Annotated in this window: 13 protein-coding genes; 3 read left to right on the top strand and 10 right to left on the bottom strand. The window is 55.1% G+C overall.

The window, feature by feature from the left end; genetic code table 11:
* Positions 1-78: 78 nt before the first annotated feature.
* The 3 genes from grpM (at position 79) to J5069_RS12120 (ending at position 4,695) form a co-directional block, all read left to right on the top strand.
* On the top strand, positions 79-2,631 hold the full coding sequence (gene grpM / locus J5069_RS12130; protein WP_264644120.1) for a glycyl radical diol dehydratase GrpM: 2,553 nt from the start codon (positions 79-81) through the stop codon (positions 2,629-2,631).
* A gap of 88 nt (positions 2,632-2,719) precedes the next feature.
* Complete coding sequence (locus J5069_RS12125) at positions 2,720-3,637, top strand: glycyl-radical enzyme activating protein (protein ID WP_264644119.1); 918 nt, start codon at positions 2,720-2,722, stop codon at positions 3,635-3,637.
* 152 nt (positions 3,638-3,789) lie between these two features.
* Positions 3,790-4,695 carry a permease gene (locus J5069_RS12120; RefSeq protein WP_264644118.1) on the top strand — a complete coding sequence of 302 codons (906 nt, stop codon included), beginning with the start codon at positions 3,790-3,792 and terminating at the stop codon, positions 4,693-4,695.
* 462 nt (positions 4,696-5,157) lie between these two features.
* Here J5069_RS12120 and J5069_RS24220 read toward each other — a convergent pair whose 3' ends face one another.
* From J5069_RS24220 to arnC, 10 genes are all read right to left on the bottom strand, one after another.
* Positions 5,158-5,727: a BMC domain-containing protein gene (locus J5069_RS24220; RefSeq protein WP_319801675.1), complete on the bottom strand. Its 570-nt coding sequence runs from the start codon at positions 5,725-5,727 to the stop codon at positions 5,158-5,160.
* Between the two features lie 19 nt (positions 5,728-5,746).
* A complete protein-coding gene (gene metK, locus J5069_RS12110; protein ID WP_264644117.1) occupies positions 5,747-6,901 on the bottom strand; it encodes a methionine adenosyltransferase in 1,155 nt (384 codons plus the stop codon).
* A gap of 98 nt (positions 6,902-6,999) precedes the next feature.
* The gene (locus tag J5069_RS12105) at positions 7,000-8,094 is read right to left on the bottom strand and encodes a response regulator transcription factor (protein WP_264644116.1); all 1,095 of its coding nucleotides are present in this window, start codon (positions 8,092-8,094) and stop codon (positions 7,000-7,002) included.
* A 16-nt stretch (positions 8,095-8,110) separates the two neighbouring features.
* Positions 8,111-9,343, bottom strand: a complete 1,233-nt coding sequence (locus J5069_RS12100) for a PocR ligand-binding domain-containing protein (RefSeq protein WP_264644372.1) — start codon at positions 9,341-9,343, stop codon at positions 8,111-8,113.
* A gap of 346 nt (positions 9,344-9,689) precedes the next feature.
* The gene (locus tag J5069_RS12095; RefSeq protein WP_264627815.1) at positions 9,690-10,079 is read right to left on the bottom strand and encodes a 4-amino-4-deoxy-L-arabinose-phospho-UDP flippase; all 390 of its coding nucleotides are present in this window, start codon (positions 10,077-10,079) and stop codon (positions 9,690-9,692) included.
* Between the two features lie 15 nt (positions 10,080-10,094).
* On the bottom strand, positions 10,095-10,421 hold the full coding sequence (arnE, locus tag J5069_RS12090) for a 4-amino-4-deoxy-L-arabinose-phosphoundecaprenol flippase subunit ArnE (protein ID WP_264644115.1): 327 nt from the start codon (positions 10,419-10,421) through the stop codon (positions 10,095-10,097).
* On the bottom strand, positions 10,418-12,076 hold the full coding sequence (gene arnT, locus J5069_RS12085) for a lipid IV(A) 4-amino-4-deoxy-L-arabinosyltransferase (RefSeq protein WP_264644114.1): 1,659 nt from the start codon (positions 12,074-12,076) through the stop codon (positions 10,418-10,420). The genes arnE and arnT overlap by 4 nt, the downstream gene beginning before the upstream one ends.
* Positions 12,076-12,993 carry a 4-deoxy-4-formamido-L-arabinose-phosphoundecaprenol deformylase gene (gene arnD, locus J5069_RS12080; protein ID WP_264644113.1) on the bottom strand — a complete coding sequence of 306 codons (918 nt, stop codon included), beginning with the start codon at positions 12,991-12,993 and terminating at the stop codon, positions 12,076-12,078. The genes arnT and arnD overlap by 1 nt, the downstream gene beginning before the upstream one ends.
* Entirely contained in the window at positions 12,990-14,969 is a 1,980-nt protein-coding gene (gene arnA / locus J5069_RS12075; protein WP_264644112.1) for a bifunctional UDP-4-amino-4-deoxy-L-arabinose formyltransferase/UDP-glucuronic acid oxidase ArnA, read from the bottom strand. The genes arnD and arnA overlap by 4 nt, the downstream gene beginning before the upstream one ends.
* Complete coding sequence (gene arnC / locus J5069_RS12070; protein ID WP_264644371.1) at positions 14,966-15,958, bottom strand: undecaprenyl-phosphate 4-deoxy-4-formamido-L-arabinose transferase; 993 nt, start codon at positions 15,956-15,958, stop codon at positions 14,966-14,968. The genes arnA and arnC overlap by 4 nt, the downstream gene beginning before the upstream one ends.

Raw genomic sequence — 15,958 nt, 5'->3', positions numbered from 1 at the left:
GGGTATCCCTTTTTCCCCGAAGGATGCCTCTGTATTGCCTACATCATGAATAATTTTAAATATGCAGGAGTCCTGGATATGTTAGAGAAAGGTTTTTCCAATCCGACCGACCGTGTTGTCAGACTGAAAAATATGATTCTGACGGCAAAGCCCTATGTCGAATCTGAACGCGCCGTATTGGCCACCGAAGCCTATAAAGAAACCGAAGGCTTACCGCCGATCATGCGTCGCGCCAAAGTGGTAGAAAAGATCTTCAATAATCTGCCGGTGACCATTCGCCCGGACGAGTTGATCGTCGGTGCGGTAACCAAAAACCCGCGCTCTACCGAAATCTGCCCGGAATTCTCTTACGACTGGGTGGAAAAAGAGTTCGAGACCATGGGTTCCCGCGTCGCTGACCCGTTTATCATTCCGAAAGAAACCGCCAAAGAACTGCATGATGCCTTCACCTACTGGCCGGGTAAAACCACCAGTGCGCTGGCTGCATCCTATATGTCCGATGCCACCAAAGAGAGCATGGCGAGCGGCGTATTCACCGTCGGCAACTACTTCTACGGCGGCGTCGGCCACGTCAGCGTGGACTACGGCAAAATCCTGAAAATCGGGTTCCGTGGCATCATTGATGAAGTGCAGCGCGCGCTGGAAAAACTGGATCGCAGCTCACCGGATTACATTAAAAAAGAGCAGTTCTATCACTCGGTGATCATCAGCTACACCGCAGCGATCCGTTACGCCCACCGCTATGCAGAACACGCGGCACAGTTGGCGCAGCAGGAAAGCAACCCAACGCGTAAGCAAGAGCTGCTGCAAATTGCCCAAAACTGCCAGCGCGTTCCAGAATTCGGCGCATCCACCTTCTGGGAAGCGTGCCAGACCTTCTGGTTCCTGCAAAGCATGTTGCAGATTGAATCCAGCGGTCACTCCATCTCCCCGGGGCGTTTCGACCAGTACATGTACCCGTACTACGCCGCCGACAAAAACATCACCAAAGAATTTGCGCAGGAACTGGTGGACTGCTGCTGGATCAAGCTGAACGACATCAACAAAACCCGTGATGAAGTCTCCGCGCAGGCATTCGCCGGTTTCGCGGTGTTCCAAAACCTGTGCGTGGGCGGCCAAACCGAAGACGGACGCGATGCCACCAACGAAATGAGCTACATGTGTATGGAAGCGACCGCACATGTTCGCTTGCCGCAGCCCTCTTTCTCGATCCGCGTATGGCAAGGCACGCCGGATGAATTCCTGTATCGCGCGTGTGAAGTGGCGCGTCTGGGACTCGGTGTTCCCGCGATGTACAACGATGAAGTGATTATCCCGGCACTGCAAAACCGTGGCGTGTCTCTGCACGATGCGCGTGATTACTGCATCATCGGCTGTGTGGAACCGCAAGCGCCGCACCGTACCGAAGGCTGGCACGATGCCGCGTTCTTTAACGTCGCTAAAGTGCTGGAAATCACCCTGAACAACGGTCGTGCGGGCAACAAACAGATCGGCCCAGTCACGGGCGAACTGCCGCAGTTCGGTAACATCGAAGCGTTCTATACCGCGTTCCAAAAACAGATGGCGCACTTTGTCCATCAGCTGGTCGAAGCCTGTAACAGCGTGGATATCGCGCACGCCGAGCGCTGCCCGCTGCCGTTCCTTTCCGCCATGGTCGATGACTGCATCGGACGCGGTAAATCGTTGCAAGACGGCGGTGCCATCTACAACTTTACTGGCCCGCAGGCGTTCGGCGTGGCCGATACCGGTGACTCCGTTTACGCCATCCAGAAACAGGTGTTTGAGGACCGTAAACTAACGCTGCAAGAGCTGAAAGGCGCGCTGGATGCCAACTTCGGTTACGCCGTTGGCGCTGCGCCTCACGCTGGCGCAGCGAAATCCTCGCTGAACGAGCAAGATGTCTATGACATCGTGAAACGTATCGTGGAACAGAACGGTACGCTGGATCCGTCCGCCATCAAGAACGAAGTGTACCGTCAGCTTTCTGCCAGTGCACCGGCAACCCCGACTTACGGTGCCAGCGAAAATCGCCATCAGGAAATTCGCCGCATTCTGGAAAGCACACCGTGCTTCGGTAACGACATCGATGATGTGGATTTGGTGGCACGTCGCTGTGCGCTGATCTACTGCCAGGAAGTGGAGAAATACACCAACCCACGCGGCGGCCAGTTCCAGGCCGGTATCTACCCGGTATCCGCTAACGTGCTGTTCGGTAAAGACGTCGCGGCGCTGCCCGATGGTCGTCTGGCGAAAGAACCGCTGGCCGATGGCGTTTCACCGCGTCAGGGCAAAGACACATTGGGCCCAACCGCTGCGGCGAACTCGGTGGCGAAACTGGACCACTTCAGCGCCTCCAACGGCACCCTGTACAACCAGAAATTCCTGCCTTCTGCACTGGCCGGGGACAAAGGTCTGGTTAACTTCGGCGGCATGGTAAGAAGCTACTTCGATCGCAAAGGGATGCACGTCCAGTTCAACGTGGTGGACCGCAATGTGCTGATCGAGGCACAGGCACACCCGGAAAAACACAACGATCTGGTGGTGCGTGTCGCCGGTTACAGCGCCCAGTTCGTGGTGCTGGCGAAAGAAGTACAGGACGACATCATCAGCCGCACGGAACAGCACTTCTGATGCCCTGCTGAGGGTCAGGGCGACACTTTTGAGTGTCGCCCTGGGTTCACCACACTCCCGAGGGTACGCGTCGCCCATGAGCCATGTTATGAATAAAGTACACTATGATACGGAAGGCGTGATTTTCAATATTCAACGCTATTCCCTGCACGATGGTCCCGGTATCCGTACCATCCCCTTTTTTAAAGGCTGCCCGCTCTCTTGCAAATGGTGCAGCAACCCGGAATCGCAGCGGCCAACCCCTGAGCTGCTGTTCAAAAAGAATGACTGTATCCACTGCGGTAAATGTCTGGAAGCCTGTCAACACCAGGCGCTGTCCATCACCGCACCGCATTTTGTCGATCGCCAACGCTGTGTTAACTGCGGTGATTGCACCCGCGTGTGTCCGACCGGCGCGTTGGAAATGAAAGGCAAGCGCATCACCGTGCGTGAAGTGATACAAGAGCTACAAAAAGAAGAGAACGTGTATCGCCGTTCTGGCGGCGGCATTACGCTCTCTGGCGGCGAGCCGCTGGCGCAGCCGGAATTCGCCCGCGAACTGCTGAAGGCCTGTAAAGAAAAGGGCTGGCATACCGCCATTGAAACCACCGGACTGACGTCTGCACAAACCATCGAAGACGTATTCCCGTATATTGATTTGGCGCTTACGGATATCAAGGCAATCAATCCAGCCGTGCATCGCTGTAATACCGGAGTGGATAATCAGCGTATATTAGAAAACCTGATTAGAATTTCATTTATTACCAAAACCATCGTGAGAATTCCGCTGGTACCCGGCGTGAATGACAATCGCGAAGAAATTCACGCCATTGCCGAATTTGCCCGTATGATGTCGAATGTCGACACCATTCATTTATTGCCTTATCACACCTACGGTGAAAATAAATACACGTTACTTGGCCGTGAATACCCGATGGGTGACGCGCCCAGCATACCGGAAGAAACCATAATTATCCTCAAACAGGAAATCGAATCATTGGGTTTCCAATGTCATATTGGGGGTTAATCGCACGGTATAAAACATTATCGGGAAACGTATTTTCACGTTGCCCGATTTTTAGCTTGTTATTATTAAAAATAATTATTTTCACATCAATAATACCGACGTGATGTATTACGTCGCTTATTTCTTGTACCCACACAATCAAGGTGAGTGTAATGAACAGCATTGATATTTTAGTCGCTTTCGGCGGCGGTATTTTCGGTGCCGCGATCGGAGCCCTTGCGGCCTTTGAATTTGTCGGCCTCTTGGTGATTGCCATGGCGATATCGCAAATTGTCACCGGCAGCGCCACCACATTTATTCAGTTTCCTTTTGGCGTATTCGGCCCACACGTCGGCGGTTTTGCCGCCGGGGTGGCCGCAACCGCCTATGCGGCGAAAAAAGGCAAACTGGCCTCTGGCCGTGATATCACGGCCGGACTCAGCGGATTGGGGGCCCCCGATGTGCTGCTGGTCGGCGGTGCGTTCGGTGCCATCGGCTTTGTGATCGCCTGGCTGTTCAATCAAGTGCCTGCCTTCTCTTCGGGGTTGGCATGGACCGACACGGTGGCGTTAACCGTGGTGCTCTCTGGCATGATCGTGCGGCTGATGTTCGGGACTACCGGTCTGCTGGGTAAACCACAAAGCGGGGTACGTCGCTGCTACCCGCCGCAGGATCAGTGCTGGATGCCCTATCACAGCCGCATTCCTCAGCTATCGGTCTTGGGCATCGGCATTGGGTTGATGGCTGGCTATCTGGGTCACAGCTTCGGAGGCAGCGGTGCGTTGCTGGCCTTTGGGATTTCAGCGTTCTCGTTGGTATTCCTGCATTTCAATACCCAGGTGCCGGTGTCCCACCATATTGCCCTTCCTGCCGCACTGGCAGCAGCGGCCTCCGGCAGCCTGATCTGGGCGGCAGTGGTCGGCGTTCTGTGCGCACTGCTGGGTGAACTGATATCCCGCCTGTTTTTGGTTCATGGCGATACCCATATTGACCCACCGGCGTTCACCATTGCGATAATGACGACGTTGGTCAACCTGCTGGCAACCATTGGTTTTTTTGCGGCGGTGCCGTTGTTTTGATGTTGGGGGTATTAACCCCCCAAAAGATAGGATGAGTATTTCTGTTGGCATTGCGTAAGGTTTCGTGCGCGAAAAACGCTGTGTTTCTCTGCCATTCGCGTGGCACGCGCCCGACGAGGGGTGTGCAGTCGCCCACTCCCCTCGACCCCGCGCTTTTTGCGTAATGGCGTCGCTGCGCGATACCTTCGGAAATGGGTGCCATTTGACGCGGGTAAGTCAATAGCAAAACCCTGTATGCTGTAGGTCAATCACCCCCTTAATTAATCCGCATAATCAGAACAAAAAAATCCCCGGCGGTTGCCAGGGATAGTAGGAAGAGAAATCACCGCTCGCGCCGTCATTCCCGCGCAAGCGGGAATCTCCTACAGAGTAAACGCGTTCCTTCTGACAGAGATCCCCGGCTTTCGCCGGGGATGACGAGTGAGTAAAGCAGGTTGTCGTCGGTCTGAAATCACATCGTGATTATTTGTCACCCTTACGCGGGGTGTTTTTGCCCACAGGACGCGGCGTTGGTTTTTTCGCGGGCGGTTCAGTCTCTGTCTTTGGCGTAGCATCTGGTGCAGCAGGCGCTTGCGCCGCCGGTTGTGGTGCTGGCGCTGGCGGCTCGGAGATATCCCCGCATGATGTCCCATTGTCGCTCGGCTCAAGCGTCACCACGGGAATCGTGGTTGCTTTGGTTTCTGGTTCAGGCGCGGCAGGCGGCGTGATGACCACTTCCGGTGCCAGCGGCTCCGATTTGGCAACGCCTACCGTCTCTGCCGAGTGCGTGATGGCTTCAATCCCTTCAGCGGTGCGCGCAATGACCTTATGGGCATACACCTGCCCCACTTTGGCGGCGGCAACGCTTGCCGCTGCAATCGCGGCATTGACTGCCCCCACTTCCCCTTCCAGCTTCACGGTGACCATGCCGCCGCCTTTGGTCAGCTCATAGCCGACCAGATTGACGTTGGCAGATTTCACCGCCGCATCCGCTGCCTCAACGGCCGCGGCAAGCCCCACGGTTTCTATCAGACCCAAACTTTGCTTAGCCATAAGCTATTCCTGTGTATCGTTATATCAATGAAGCCGCGCTCTGTAACGACGCGACTTTATCGGTGAATTCCCAGGGAAAATCGGATCGCCCGAAATGCCCGTAACATGCCGTGTGGCGATAACGCGGCGCCAGTAAATCAAGCGACGTAATCATGCCGTAGACGCTGAGATCGAAATGCGCGTCCACCAGGTGCTGCAACCGATCGCGACTCACCCGCTCGGTGCCAAACGTGTTGATGCGCACCGCCACCGGACGCGCGATGCCGATAGCCCAGGCCAACTGCACCTCACAACGTGCCGCCAACCCGGCGGCCACGATGTTCTTGGCTACATAGCGCGCCGCATAGGCCGCTGAGCGATCGACTTTGGAAGGATCTTTGCCCGAAAACGCACCGCCACCGTGGCAAGCCGCACCGCCATAGGTATCGACGATAATCTTGCGCCCGGTGAGCCCGCAGTCACCCACCGGCCCCCCCGTAACAAACGATCCGGCCGGATTGACCAGAATACGGGTGTACGGCGTCAGCCAGCGTGTGGGAAGCACCGGTTTGACGATCTCTTCGATCACCGCTTCGCGCAGCGTTTCAAGTGAGATATCAGGCGCGTGCTGCGTGGAAATGACGATAGTGTCCGCTGCAATCACCTGACGATCGCGGTAGCGCAGCGTCACCTGGCTTTTGGCATCTGGACGTAGAAAGGGCAAGCGACCGGATTTACGCAACTGGGCCTGACGCGCCATCAGTTGATGCGCATAGACCAGGGTTGCAGGCATCAATTCCGGCGTTTCGTCCGTGGCGTAGCCAAAGGTAATGCCCTGATCGCCAGCACCCAGCTCGGTTAACGCCTCACCCTGAATGCCGCTGGCAATATCCGCCGACTGCCGGCCGATCAGGTTGAGCACGCCGCAGGTATTGCCGTCGTAGCCGAGCGAAGAGTGGTTATAACCGATCTGTTTGATGGTGTGGCGCACCACGCTTTCCACATCAATCGATGCGCTGGTGGTGATTTCTCCCGCCACTATGGCGACACCGGTCTTCACCAGACATTCGCACGCCACGCGGCCCCAGGGATCTTGTAGCAACACCGCATCCAAAATCGCATCAGAAATCTGATCGGCGATTTTGTCCGGATGGCCTTCCGCCACTGATTCGGAAGTAAACAGGTACTCGTCCACGCAAGCCTCGCCCCACTGAGAGTATCCCGTTATTTTACTCGGGGGGGCTAACGGCTCCGGTAAACTTTCTTGCTGTCAGGTTGGACTATTTTGCGTTATCACCGCGCGGGTAGCACTACGCTGTTCCCCGCCGCCGGTGGGACAACCTGCGGGTTAAACACCATCAGCTTGCGGTAGTCGGAAGGAGACATGTTGGTCTCTTTTTTGAAGATGCGGCAGAAATAGTTCGCATCCTGATACGCCAGTTCCAGCGCGATAGTATTGACCTTTAAATCACTGAATTGCAGCAGAGATTTGGCAATTTTTATTTTTCGATTTGCCACATAGGTGGAAAAACCGGTACCGGTGGCCTTCTTGAAAGCCCGGCTCAGATAACAGGCGCTGACAAAAGCGCGTTCGGCGATATCATCCAGGGTGATGTTGCTGAAAATATTCTTCTCGATGTGGTAACGGGCGCGTTCGATAAAATCCCCCTGCGGCGCAGCGCTTTTAAACGCCCGCTCAAACAGCGCTTCACTCAGGGTAAACACGCTGCGCAGAATACGGTAGTAAAGCCCTTCCGTCAGCCCACGGCTGGCAACGTCGCGCGTCACCCCTTTGAGCGCCGCAGCATGAGAAGCGGCAAACTTGTCGCCTTGTGCCGTCACGTATTGGTCGAGCAGCGCAAGAAAATCCACCACCGTCTGGCGGCGATCGCCGGATTTATCCCAGTAGGCACCGTCGATGGTCTGAAACACCAACTCATGCCAGGCGGGATAATCGCCATCGTCAATCAGAGCAAACACTTTCTGTTTCAGCTCGCGTGTTACCTGATTATCCTGCTCATCGTAGTGCAGCACCTTTTTGATTACCTCGGTCATGATGCTCTGTTTGACCGGTTTGAGCAGGTAATCATCCACTTTCAGGCTCAGCATGCTGCGCACAATATCGAAATCATCATTGGCAGTGGTGACGATCACTTTGGTCTGATCGTTTTTACGACGCAGGTACTCGATCACTTCTCTTCCATTCGGCAGCGGAATATTGATATCCACCAGGATCATGTCGATATGATTAAGCTGATCGATCAGTTGAATGGCTTTGCGTCCGGTCGATGCTTCATGAATGGTGGCATTTTCGATATGCTCCGAGATCATGCGGCGCAAAGACTCGGATTCAATGTGTTCATCTTCCACAATCACAAAATTGTACATTGTGTTTCTCCCCGGATTAATGGACTTCCAGCATCGGGAAACGCAGCTTGATAGAGGTTCCCTGCTTCGGTTTATGCGGACTGGCAATCTCCAGTCCATAACGCTCGCCGAACAGCAACTGAAGTCGATTTTGAATGTTGTTGATACCGATGCCGCCTTTTTGGCGATTCTCATTACCGGAGAGAATATGCTCGATATCCTGCGGCGAAATACCATCGCCATTGTCCGTCACTTCAATAATCACATCGTGGCCATCGTCGGTGGCTTTAATATGAATGTGACTTTTTATTTCTCGTGGCTCGACCACGTAGTTAAAGAAGTTCTCCACCAGCGGCTGCAAAATAAGAAAAGGACAGATCACATCCAGGTATTTGTCCGGGATGCTGAACATGTAATCAAAACGATCGCTCATGCGGACTTTTTGAATTGACATATAGCTGTTGACGTAATTGATCTCATTACGCAGCGTGATAAGCCCATTATTACTTTTGCGTAGCAGATAGCGCATCATGTCGGAGAAATCATGCACCATGTTTTCGGTGCGCTGGGCGTTCTCCAAAAAGGCTAAACGGCCGATAGTATTGAGTACGTTAAACAGGAAATGAGGGTTTATCTGATAGGAAAGCGCTTTAAACTCCGCCTCATGCAGAGAGCGCTCGATATCCACGCGTTTGCGCAATTCATTGGTCAACGCCAGATCTTTTTGATGCAACTCGCGCTGGATATTGTTGGCGTAAGCCTGTTCTACCAGGTAAGACGCGACGTGCAACAGCGTATAGGCGGTAGACTCAAAACGCTCGTAGGGCATGCGTTTGGTGTTTTCATGCAGGTTCACCAGCATGGGGTTCTCTTCCCACACGCCATTTTCCGCCAGAATGTAGGGGATTTCGGTCTCTTTTGAGGTTTCGACTTTGACCTGACCGGAGATAAACGCACCGAGATAGTGGTTGTCTATCATGATAGGCACCGCGAACTCAACGAATCCGCAGTAGCAGCGATACACCACCGGGCGGCAGGCCGCCATGGCTGCCCTTCCTCCAGCGTCATCACAGTCGTAGCAGTGCTGGGCTAATGCAGGATTACGCCGCGAACGGGCGCAAAAATCAGAAAATCCGCTGGGTTTGGTAACCGGGACGCCTTTTTCATCAACAACCACCAATGCAATCATCATGGATTTGCTGAAGTTATCCTGCAACGTTTGCAGCCGTTCAACGTCAAGGATTTCTTGCAATGGATATTTGTTGTTCATCATGCTCTTTTCTGTCAGTCAGACACCGTGTCTGAGAATCCGTTTTCGCCCCTCCGCCGCCGTAGGAATATCCCTTCTATACCCTAAATAATTCGGGTTGCGGGAAGGCGGCAAGTGAGGGAAGCCCGATGAGCTTACTCAAGTAAGTGATTCGGGTGAGCGAACGCAGCCAACGCATCTGCAACGTGAAGTATGACGGGTATATTCCTATTGATAACGGTCTTGTATTATTTACGATCTACGGTAAGGATGCTATGACCTATCTCACACGGTGCCATTGCCATAAGAATGACAAGAAATTACACCTGAACATGTTTGTTTTGTTTGAGCCCGATCGACTCTTGCACTATGACGAAGTAGAGGGTTTTTCTTCGCGTGACGGCCAGCAGACCAACAATACGCCCACCATGATGGCGAACACGCCGATGCACGCCAGCCATGAAAAATGCTCTGAATAGTCGGGTAACAGAAGCGAGCCAAGCCACACCAGCACATAGCTCAGGCTCAAAAATGCGTAGGCTTTTCCCAGCGCCAGGCGCTGTAACGCGAATTGCCAGACAATCAGCGACAGCACATAGCACCCCAGCCCAGCGGCAAGCAGCAGCCACTGGCACAGTGCGCCGTCCCACAGCGTACGCATCGACCATACCGGTGGCAATCCGGACAGGGCGTATTTAATCGCCAACTGCGCGATGCTGACCGACATGACACTGAGGCACGCCGCTAGATATCCCATGCTATCGCCTCCACGCTAAGCCGTAACACCGAGCAAAACGACGCCCGAGATGATAAACAGAATGCCGAGGATGTGCCGCGCATCAATAGGTTCCCGCCAAATCCAGCGAGCCACCAACGTGATCCAAACCAGATTCAGGCTCAACATCGGATAGGCTACGCCGACCGGAAGCTGCTGTAGCACGACCAGCCACAGCAATAGCGCAAGCGCCAGCAGCAGCAGGGCAGCAAACAGCCATCGCACCGCATAGGTACGATGAGGCGCGCCAGCCGCCTGTTTTTGGCACATCTGCCCCATGCAGCTCAGCATGCTGACCAGCAAAACCCCTAACCATGCACTCACTGCGCGTGATACTCGACAACGGCAAAACGTCCTTGCTGATAGACACAGTCCGGCGTTGGCAGCGCATGTATCGTCGTTCTGTCGTCATCGTCAAGCAGCAGCATCAGCGTAATATTGCCTTGCTGACGGTGAGCGGCGAGCCAGTCAGGGAAAGCCTCTTCAGAGACAAACCGTTCTGCGCTGTCCTCAAACGCCAAGCCCCAGGCCAGTTCCCCGCGGCGGCTGTAGAGAAAAATATCGTCACGCTGTAACTCCCAGGCAATCGCTGAGGCAACCCCTACGCTGTTGGACAGCACATAGCGGCTCGCTTGCAGCTGCGCGCGAGCGGGCTCAATCATCGCCTGAGGCTGTTTGGCATTCTCTACACGATCGGGAATGGCAACGCCCACCAGCAGCGCCAATGCCAGCGGACACAGTGCCGCGCAGGGCCACCGGTTACGCGGTTGCACCAACGCCAGCCCCCCTATCAGCGCCCAGCAGAGAAATATCACCGCTGCCGCCAGCATCTTGCAATACTCCTGCGGCGTATAGAGCGGATAACTCGCCAACCGATGAGGAGCCAATACCAGCACCACGGCCAGCAGACCGGTAAAACCAAACAGCATATTGATGAGTGCGTTGGCGCGCAGCGCCTTGCCACCTTCGCGGGCAGCACCCAGCACATGATGCGCCAGCAATGCGGCCAGCGGCGCGTAGCAGGGCAGAATATAGGTCAGCAACTTTCCCTTCGCGAGGCTGAAAAACAGCAGCGGCAGGAGTGTCCAGCCCAGCAAATAGATCAGGCCGCTATTCTGTTTCCTGTCTCGCCAGCCCTGGCGCAGCGCACCAGGAAGAAAGCCCAGCCAGGGTAATGCGCCCAGCAGAAACAGCGGCAGGTAATACCAAAACGGTGCCCGGTGCTGCGCCCCCTCCTCCGCAAAGCGCTGGATATGCTCTACCCAGAAAAAGTAGTGCCAGAATGTCGGTTCACGCTCTGCGATGGTTAGCGCCCACGGCAATGTCACCGCCGCCGCACTCAACACGGCTAACGGTCCATACATCAACAGTGATTTCCACTGTTTCTTTTCTGCCACCCACGGCAGCACGCTAATAACGGGCACCGCCAGCGCCAAAAAGCCTTTGGTCATCACCCCCATGCCACAAGCCACACCCAGCACCAGATACCCGATGGCCTTTTTGCCTACGGACTCGGATTCTGCGGCATACCAGAAACTGCACATGGCAAGCGAGAGCCACAGCGCAAGCATAGGATCGAGCACGGCGTAAGTCCCTACGCCGTAGACCAGCAAGCAGGTAAGGTAGATGACTGCCGCCAGCAGCGCAGTACGCGTGTCTCGCCAGATCCGCCAGGAGAGCCACGCCACCAGACAGGCGGTCAGTGAAGAGGAGAATATCGCTCCCGCACGCACTGCAAAATTGGAATGACCAAAAAACCATTGACCCAGATTGTTGATCCAGTAACCCGCTATCGGCTTTTCAAAGTAGCGAATACCTAAAAAACGCGGCACCGCCCAATCCCCCGAGGCCAGTAAGCCACGGCTGATTTCTGCATAGCGGGTTTCATCCGGCTGCCAGAGCAAGCGGTATTCAACGGGAATAACGTAATAGAGCGCCCACAAAGCGACCAATGCGAGCGTGTAGGTTACTGCCTTCATTACTGACCGACCTGATATTGTTGACTATTCAACCACTGTTGGCAGCCTAGCCATCCTTCCCGCCCTTCGATGGCGCTGCGTACTACATGCCCAACGGGCAAATCTGCTTCTGATTCTGGAAGCAACGTCCCCAGAGGGCAAAACTCAAGTCCTTCGAGACGTGCCATGGAGAGCAACGCCGAGAATTCTCGCTGGAAGGCAATGCCCTCCACCTCCGCGTGTACGGTATACACGGGTGTACCTCGCGCGCTGTGCATGGCGTTGAGCAAATAGCGGTTGAACTGCTGCGGTTGTACGGTGGAACCGATAACCTCATCCCAGGTGGGCAATGAGACCGGGACCTGAACGGTACCTAATGTACCGTCTGCCAGGCGGGGCCGAAATGGCGTGCTTCCGCGACAATCGCTGTTGTAGCGGAAACCAAAGCACTGCTTGGCTTCAATGATGCGCTGATCCGCCCGCCACCCGGCCACGGCGGAACAGGTGACGGCCTGACCCAGCACATCCTCCAGCGCCGTTTTACCCAGGTCGATATGGCGATGTAACTGTGCTGGCTGCCAAATACCCGCCCAGGTTTGCCAGGCAAAGTGATCCCAGGCATGAAGCCCCACTTCGTGGGTACGCGCCGTTTGTCGCATAACGTCCGCATTACCGCGCCCAATCAGGCGGCCCGGCCAGGCAGTCCCCGCCAGCAGGATATCCCAGCCATACAGAGAAACCGCCTTGGAGCGCAGCATCTTCCACAAAAAAGCCGGTTTGGCCAGACGCCAAAGGTGACGTCCCATATTGTCTGGCCCAACGCTGAAAAAGACGCTTGCCTGAACCCCATGCTGATCCAACGTTTCCAGCAGGCGCGGCATGCCGACTCGCGTGCCGCGCCAGGTGTCAACATCAATACGCAGCCCGACACGTTTCATGGGGTGGAATCCGGTGTAGGGTGAGCGCGCAGGAAAAAGTCCAACGTTTCGTCAATCGTCTGGCGGATTTCGACCTGTGGCTCCCAACCCAGAAGGCGGCGCGCATTGGCGATGCTTGGTTTGCGGTGTTCCACATCCTGATAGCCTTTACCGTAGTAACTGCCGCTCTCCACCACGCACATGCCGGCAAACGGCGGATAAATGTGCCGTAACGGATGGCGTTCAAAGCTTTCGAGCAACAGCTCCGCGAGTTCGCGGATACTGGCCTCATTGCTCGGATTACCGATATTGATGATTCGCCCGTCACACTTGTTGTCACGGTTTTCAATGATGCGGAATAACGCGTCGATGCCGTCGTTGATATCGGTAAAACAGCGCTTCTGTTCACCGCCATCAATCAGTTTGATGGGCGATCCCTCCACCAGATTCAGAATCAACTGCGTGATGGCGCGCGAGCTGCCGATGCGGGCGGCATCCAGGCTATCAAGCCGTGGCCCCATCCAGTTGAAGGGGCGGAACAGCGTAAAACGCAGTCCCTGCTTTTCACCATAGGCCCAGATCACTCGGTCCAGCAGTTGCTTCGACACCGAATAGATCCAACGTTGTTTGTTAATCGGCCCCACCACCAGCGATGAGCGATCTTCATCGAACACCTTATCGCTACACATCCCGTACACTTCAGAGGTGGAAGGGAAGATGATGCGCTTCTGGTGTTTGACGCAGCTACGCACGATTTTCAGGTTCTCTTCAAAATCCAGTTCGAACACCCGTAGCGGATTGCGCGTGTATTCAATCGGCGTGGCAATAGCAACCAGCGGCAGAACGACATCACATTTCTTGATGTGATACTCAATCCACTCCGAGTGGATGGTGATGTCGCCTTCAACAAAGTGAAAACGCGGATTGAGCAGGAAACGGGCAATGGCATCGGAACCGATATCCAAGCCGTAGACTTCGTAATTTTCATCTTGCAGCAACCGTTCCGTCAGGTGGTTGCCGATAAAACCGTTTACCCCGAGGATCAATACCCGTACGCGCTTAGCTTGGCATGGCAAGCAGGCGTTCAGCCTGGCCCCTTCCACCATGCCTACGGTTTGTGCCAGTTGCTCACCCGCCATAAACACGCTGTTGTCACTCTGCCCGGTCACAATCTCCAGCGCACCGCTACCGCAGGCAACCACCAGCGGTGAAACGGACAACACGGTTCCACTCGGTGCGCTAGGGAAATCTGGCCGCAGACGGGAAGACCACACCGTCAAGCGTGTCGCACCGGCATAGCAAAAGGCGCCCGGCCACGGATCCGTGACCGCACGCACCAGGTTGTATAATTCATGCGCGGGCCGTGACCAGTCCATCCGCCCCGCCTCCGGGGTTCGCCGGGTGACATAGCTGGCCTGTGCGTGATCCTGCTCCTGTTGCGGATAGTTACCGGATTTAATCACCGGCAGAATATCGCGTAACAGACGGTCTGCGGATTCGCACAGTTTATGATGCAAGCCAGGCGCATTGTCATCGGGTGCGATATCGACCCGCCGTTGTGCGACGATCGGGCCCGCGTCGGGTTCTGACGTCATGCGGTGCAGCGTGACGCCCGTTTGCGTTTCTCCGTTGACCAATACCCAATTCAGCGGTGCGCGGCCACGGTATTGCGGCAATAGCGAGCCATGCAGGTTAAACGCGCCTAAGGGTGCGCACTGCAAAATGTCTTCACTCAGCACACGGCGGTAATAGAAAGAAAAAATGGCCTGCGGTGCGAGCGCGCGAATGCGTTCACGCCACAGCGGGTGATTCACGTCTTCCGGTGTATAGACAGGAATGCCCGTTCTGGCGGCAATACGAGCCACCGAGCCAAAAAAAGGATTTTCACCGGGCGTATCCGCATGGGTAAAAATAGCACTGATGCGATAGCCACAGGCCAGCAAGGCATTGATGCCAACGCATCCCATATCGTGATAAGCAAAAACAACGGTATTCATTTCACATTTCTCTCTTGGCGAGTCTCGTCTTTGCAGGCCTCGCCCTTAACGACGCGTTGCACAAAATAACGAGGGCGAGCACGCACATCGTTGTAAATACGGCCAATATATTCACCCAGTATTCCCATCCCCACGAACTGCGCGCCAATAAAGCTGAACAGCAGGGCGAACAACATGAAAACACCCTCGGCCGCCCATTCGGGCCCGAATACCAGACGCAACGCCACCAGCACAAAGGTCAGCAAGAACCCGGACAGCGCGATGGCGCTACCGATCACGCTGAGCAGACGCAAAGGGGTGGTGGTCAGGCAGGTCACCAGGTCATACATCAGGCTGATCAAACCGATCACACTGTACTTGGAATCACCGTGCAGGCGCTCAGCGTGCTCGACAGGAATCTCCGTCGCCTTACGCGCAAAGATATTGGCCAGGATGGGGATAAAGGTGCTGCGTTCGTGGCAGGTCAACATGGCATCGACGATATGGCGTCGATAAGCGCGTAGCATACAGCCATAATCGCCCATGGCCTTGCCGGTGGTGCGCTGGATAAAACGGTTTATCAGGCGCGATGACATTTTGCGAAACAGGCTATCCTGGCGGTTTTGGCGCACCGAGCCCACTACGTCATAGCCCTCATCGGCCTTTGCCACCAGACGCGGGATCTCTTCCGGCGGATTCTGGAGATCGGCATCCAGCGTAATGATCAAATCGCCCGTCACATGGCTGAACCCCGCCATGATCGCGGCGTGCTGGCCGTAATTCCGGTTAAGCAATACGGCGATCGTGTGGCTATTCGGCATTTCGCTGAATTGCGTCATCAGTCGCGCCGAGTTGTCATTGCTGCCATCGTCGACCAGCACAATCTCATAGGCCTTACCCAGCGTCTCACAGGTAGCCAACGTGCGCTGAATCAGCGTGGGCAGGCTCTCCTGCTCGTTGAATACCGGGATGACAACGGAGACTTTGTTTATCGGTGGCAAGGTGAACAT

Source organism: Candidatus Symbiopectobacterium sp. NZEC127, from assembly GCF_025962675.1.
Taxonomy (GTDB): Bacteria; Pseudomonadota; Gammaproteobacteria; order Enterobacterales; family Enterobacteriaceae; genus Symbiopectobacterium.
The sequence above is the reverse complement of the archived record's forward strand: the minus strand, read 5'-3'. Positions and strand labels throughout refer to the sequence as shown.

Bases quoted from the DNA above. Each gene is read 5' to 3' on its own strand.
- J5069_RS12105 (WP_264644116.1), bottom strand. From the start codon at position 8,094: ATGTACAATTTTGTGATTGTGGAAGATGAACACATTGAATCCGAGTCT.
- J5069_RS12125 (WP_264644119.1), top strand. From the start codon at position 2,720: ATGAATAAAGTACACTATGATACGGAAGGCGTGATTTTCAATATTCAA.
- J5069_RS12095 (WP_264627815.1), bottom strand. From the start codon at position 10,079: ATGGGATATCTAGCGGCGTGCCTCAGTGTCATGTCGGTCAGCATCGCG.
- J5069_RS12100 (WP_264644372.1), bottom strand. From the start codon at position 9,343: ATGAACAACAAATATCCATTGCAAGAAATCCTTGACGTTGAACGGCTG.
- J5069_RS12120 (WP_264644118.1), top strand. From the start codon at position 3,790: ATGAACAGCATTGATATTTTAGTCGCTTTCGGCGGCGGTATTTTCGGT.
- arnA (WP_264644112.1), bottom strand. From the start codon at position 14,969: ATGAATACCGTTGTTTTTGCTTATCACGATATGGGATGCGTTGGCATC.
- arnC (WP_264644371.1), bottom strand. From the start codon at position 15,958: ATGTTCACCTTGCCACCGATAAACAAAGTCTCCGTTGTCATCCCGGTA.
- grpM (WP_264644120.1), top strand. From the start codon at position 79: ATGTTAGAGAAAGGTTTTTCCAATCCGACCGACCGTGTTGTCAGACTG.
- arnT (WP_264644114.1), bottom strand. From the start codon at position 12,076: ATGAAGGCAGTAACCTACACGCTCGCATTGGTCGCTTTGTGGGCGCTC.
- arnD (WP_264644113.1), bottom strand. From the start codon at position 12,993: ATGAAACGTGTCGGGCTGCGTATTGATGTTGACACCTGGCGCGGCACG.
- J5069_RS24220 (WP_319801675.1), bottom strand. From the start codon at position 5,727: ATGGCTAAGCAAAGTTTGGGTCTGATAGAAACCGTGGGGCTTGCCGCG.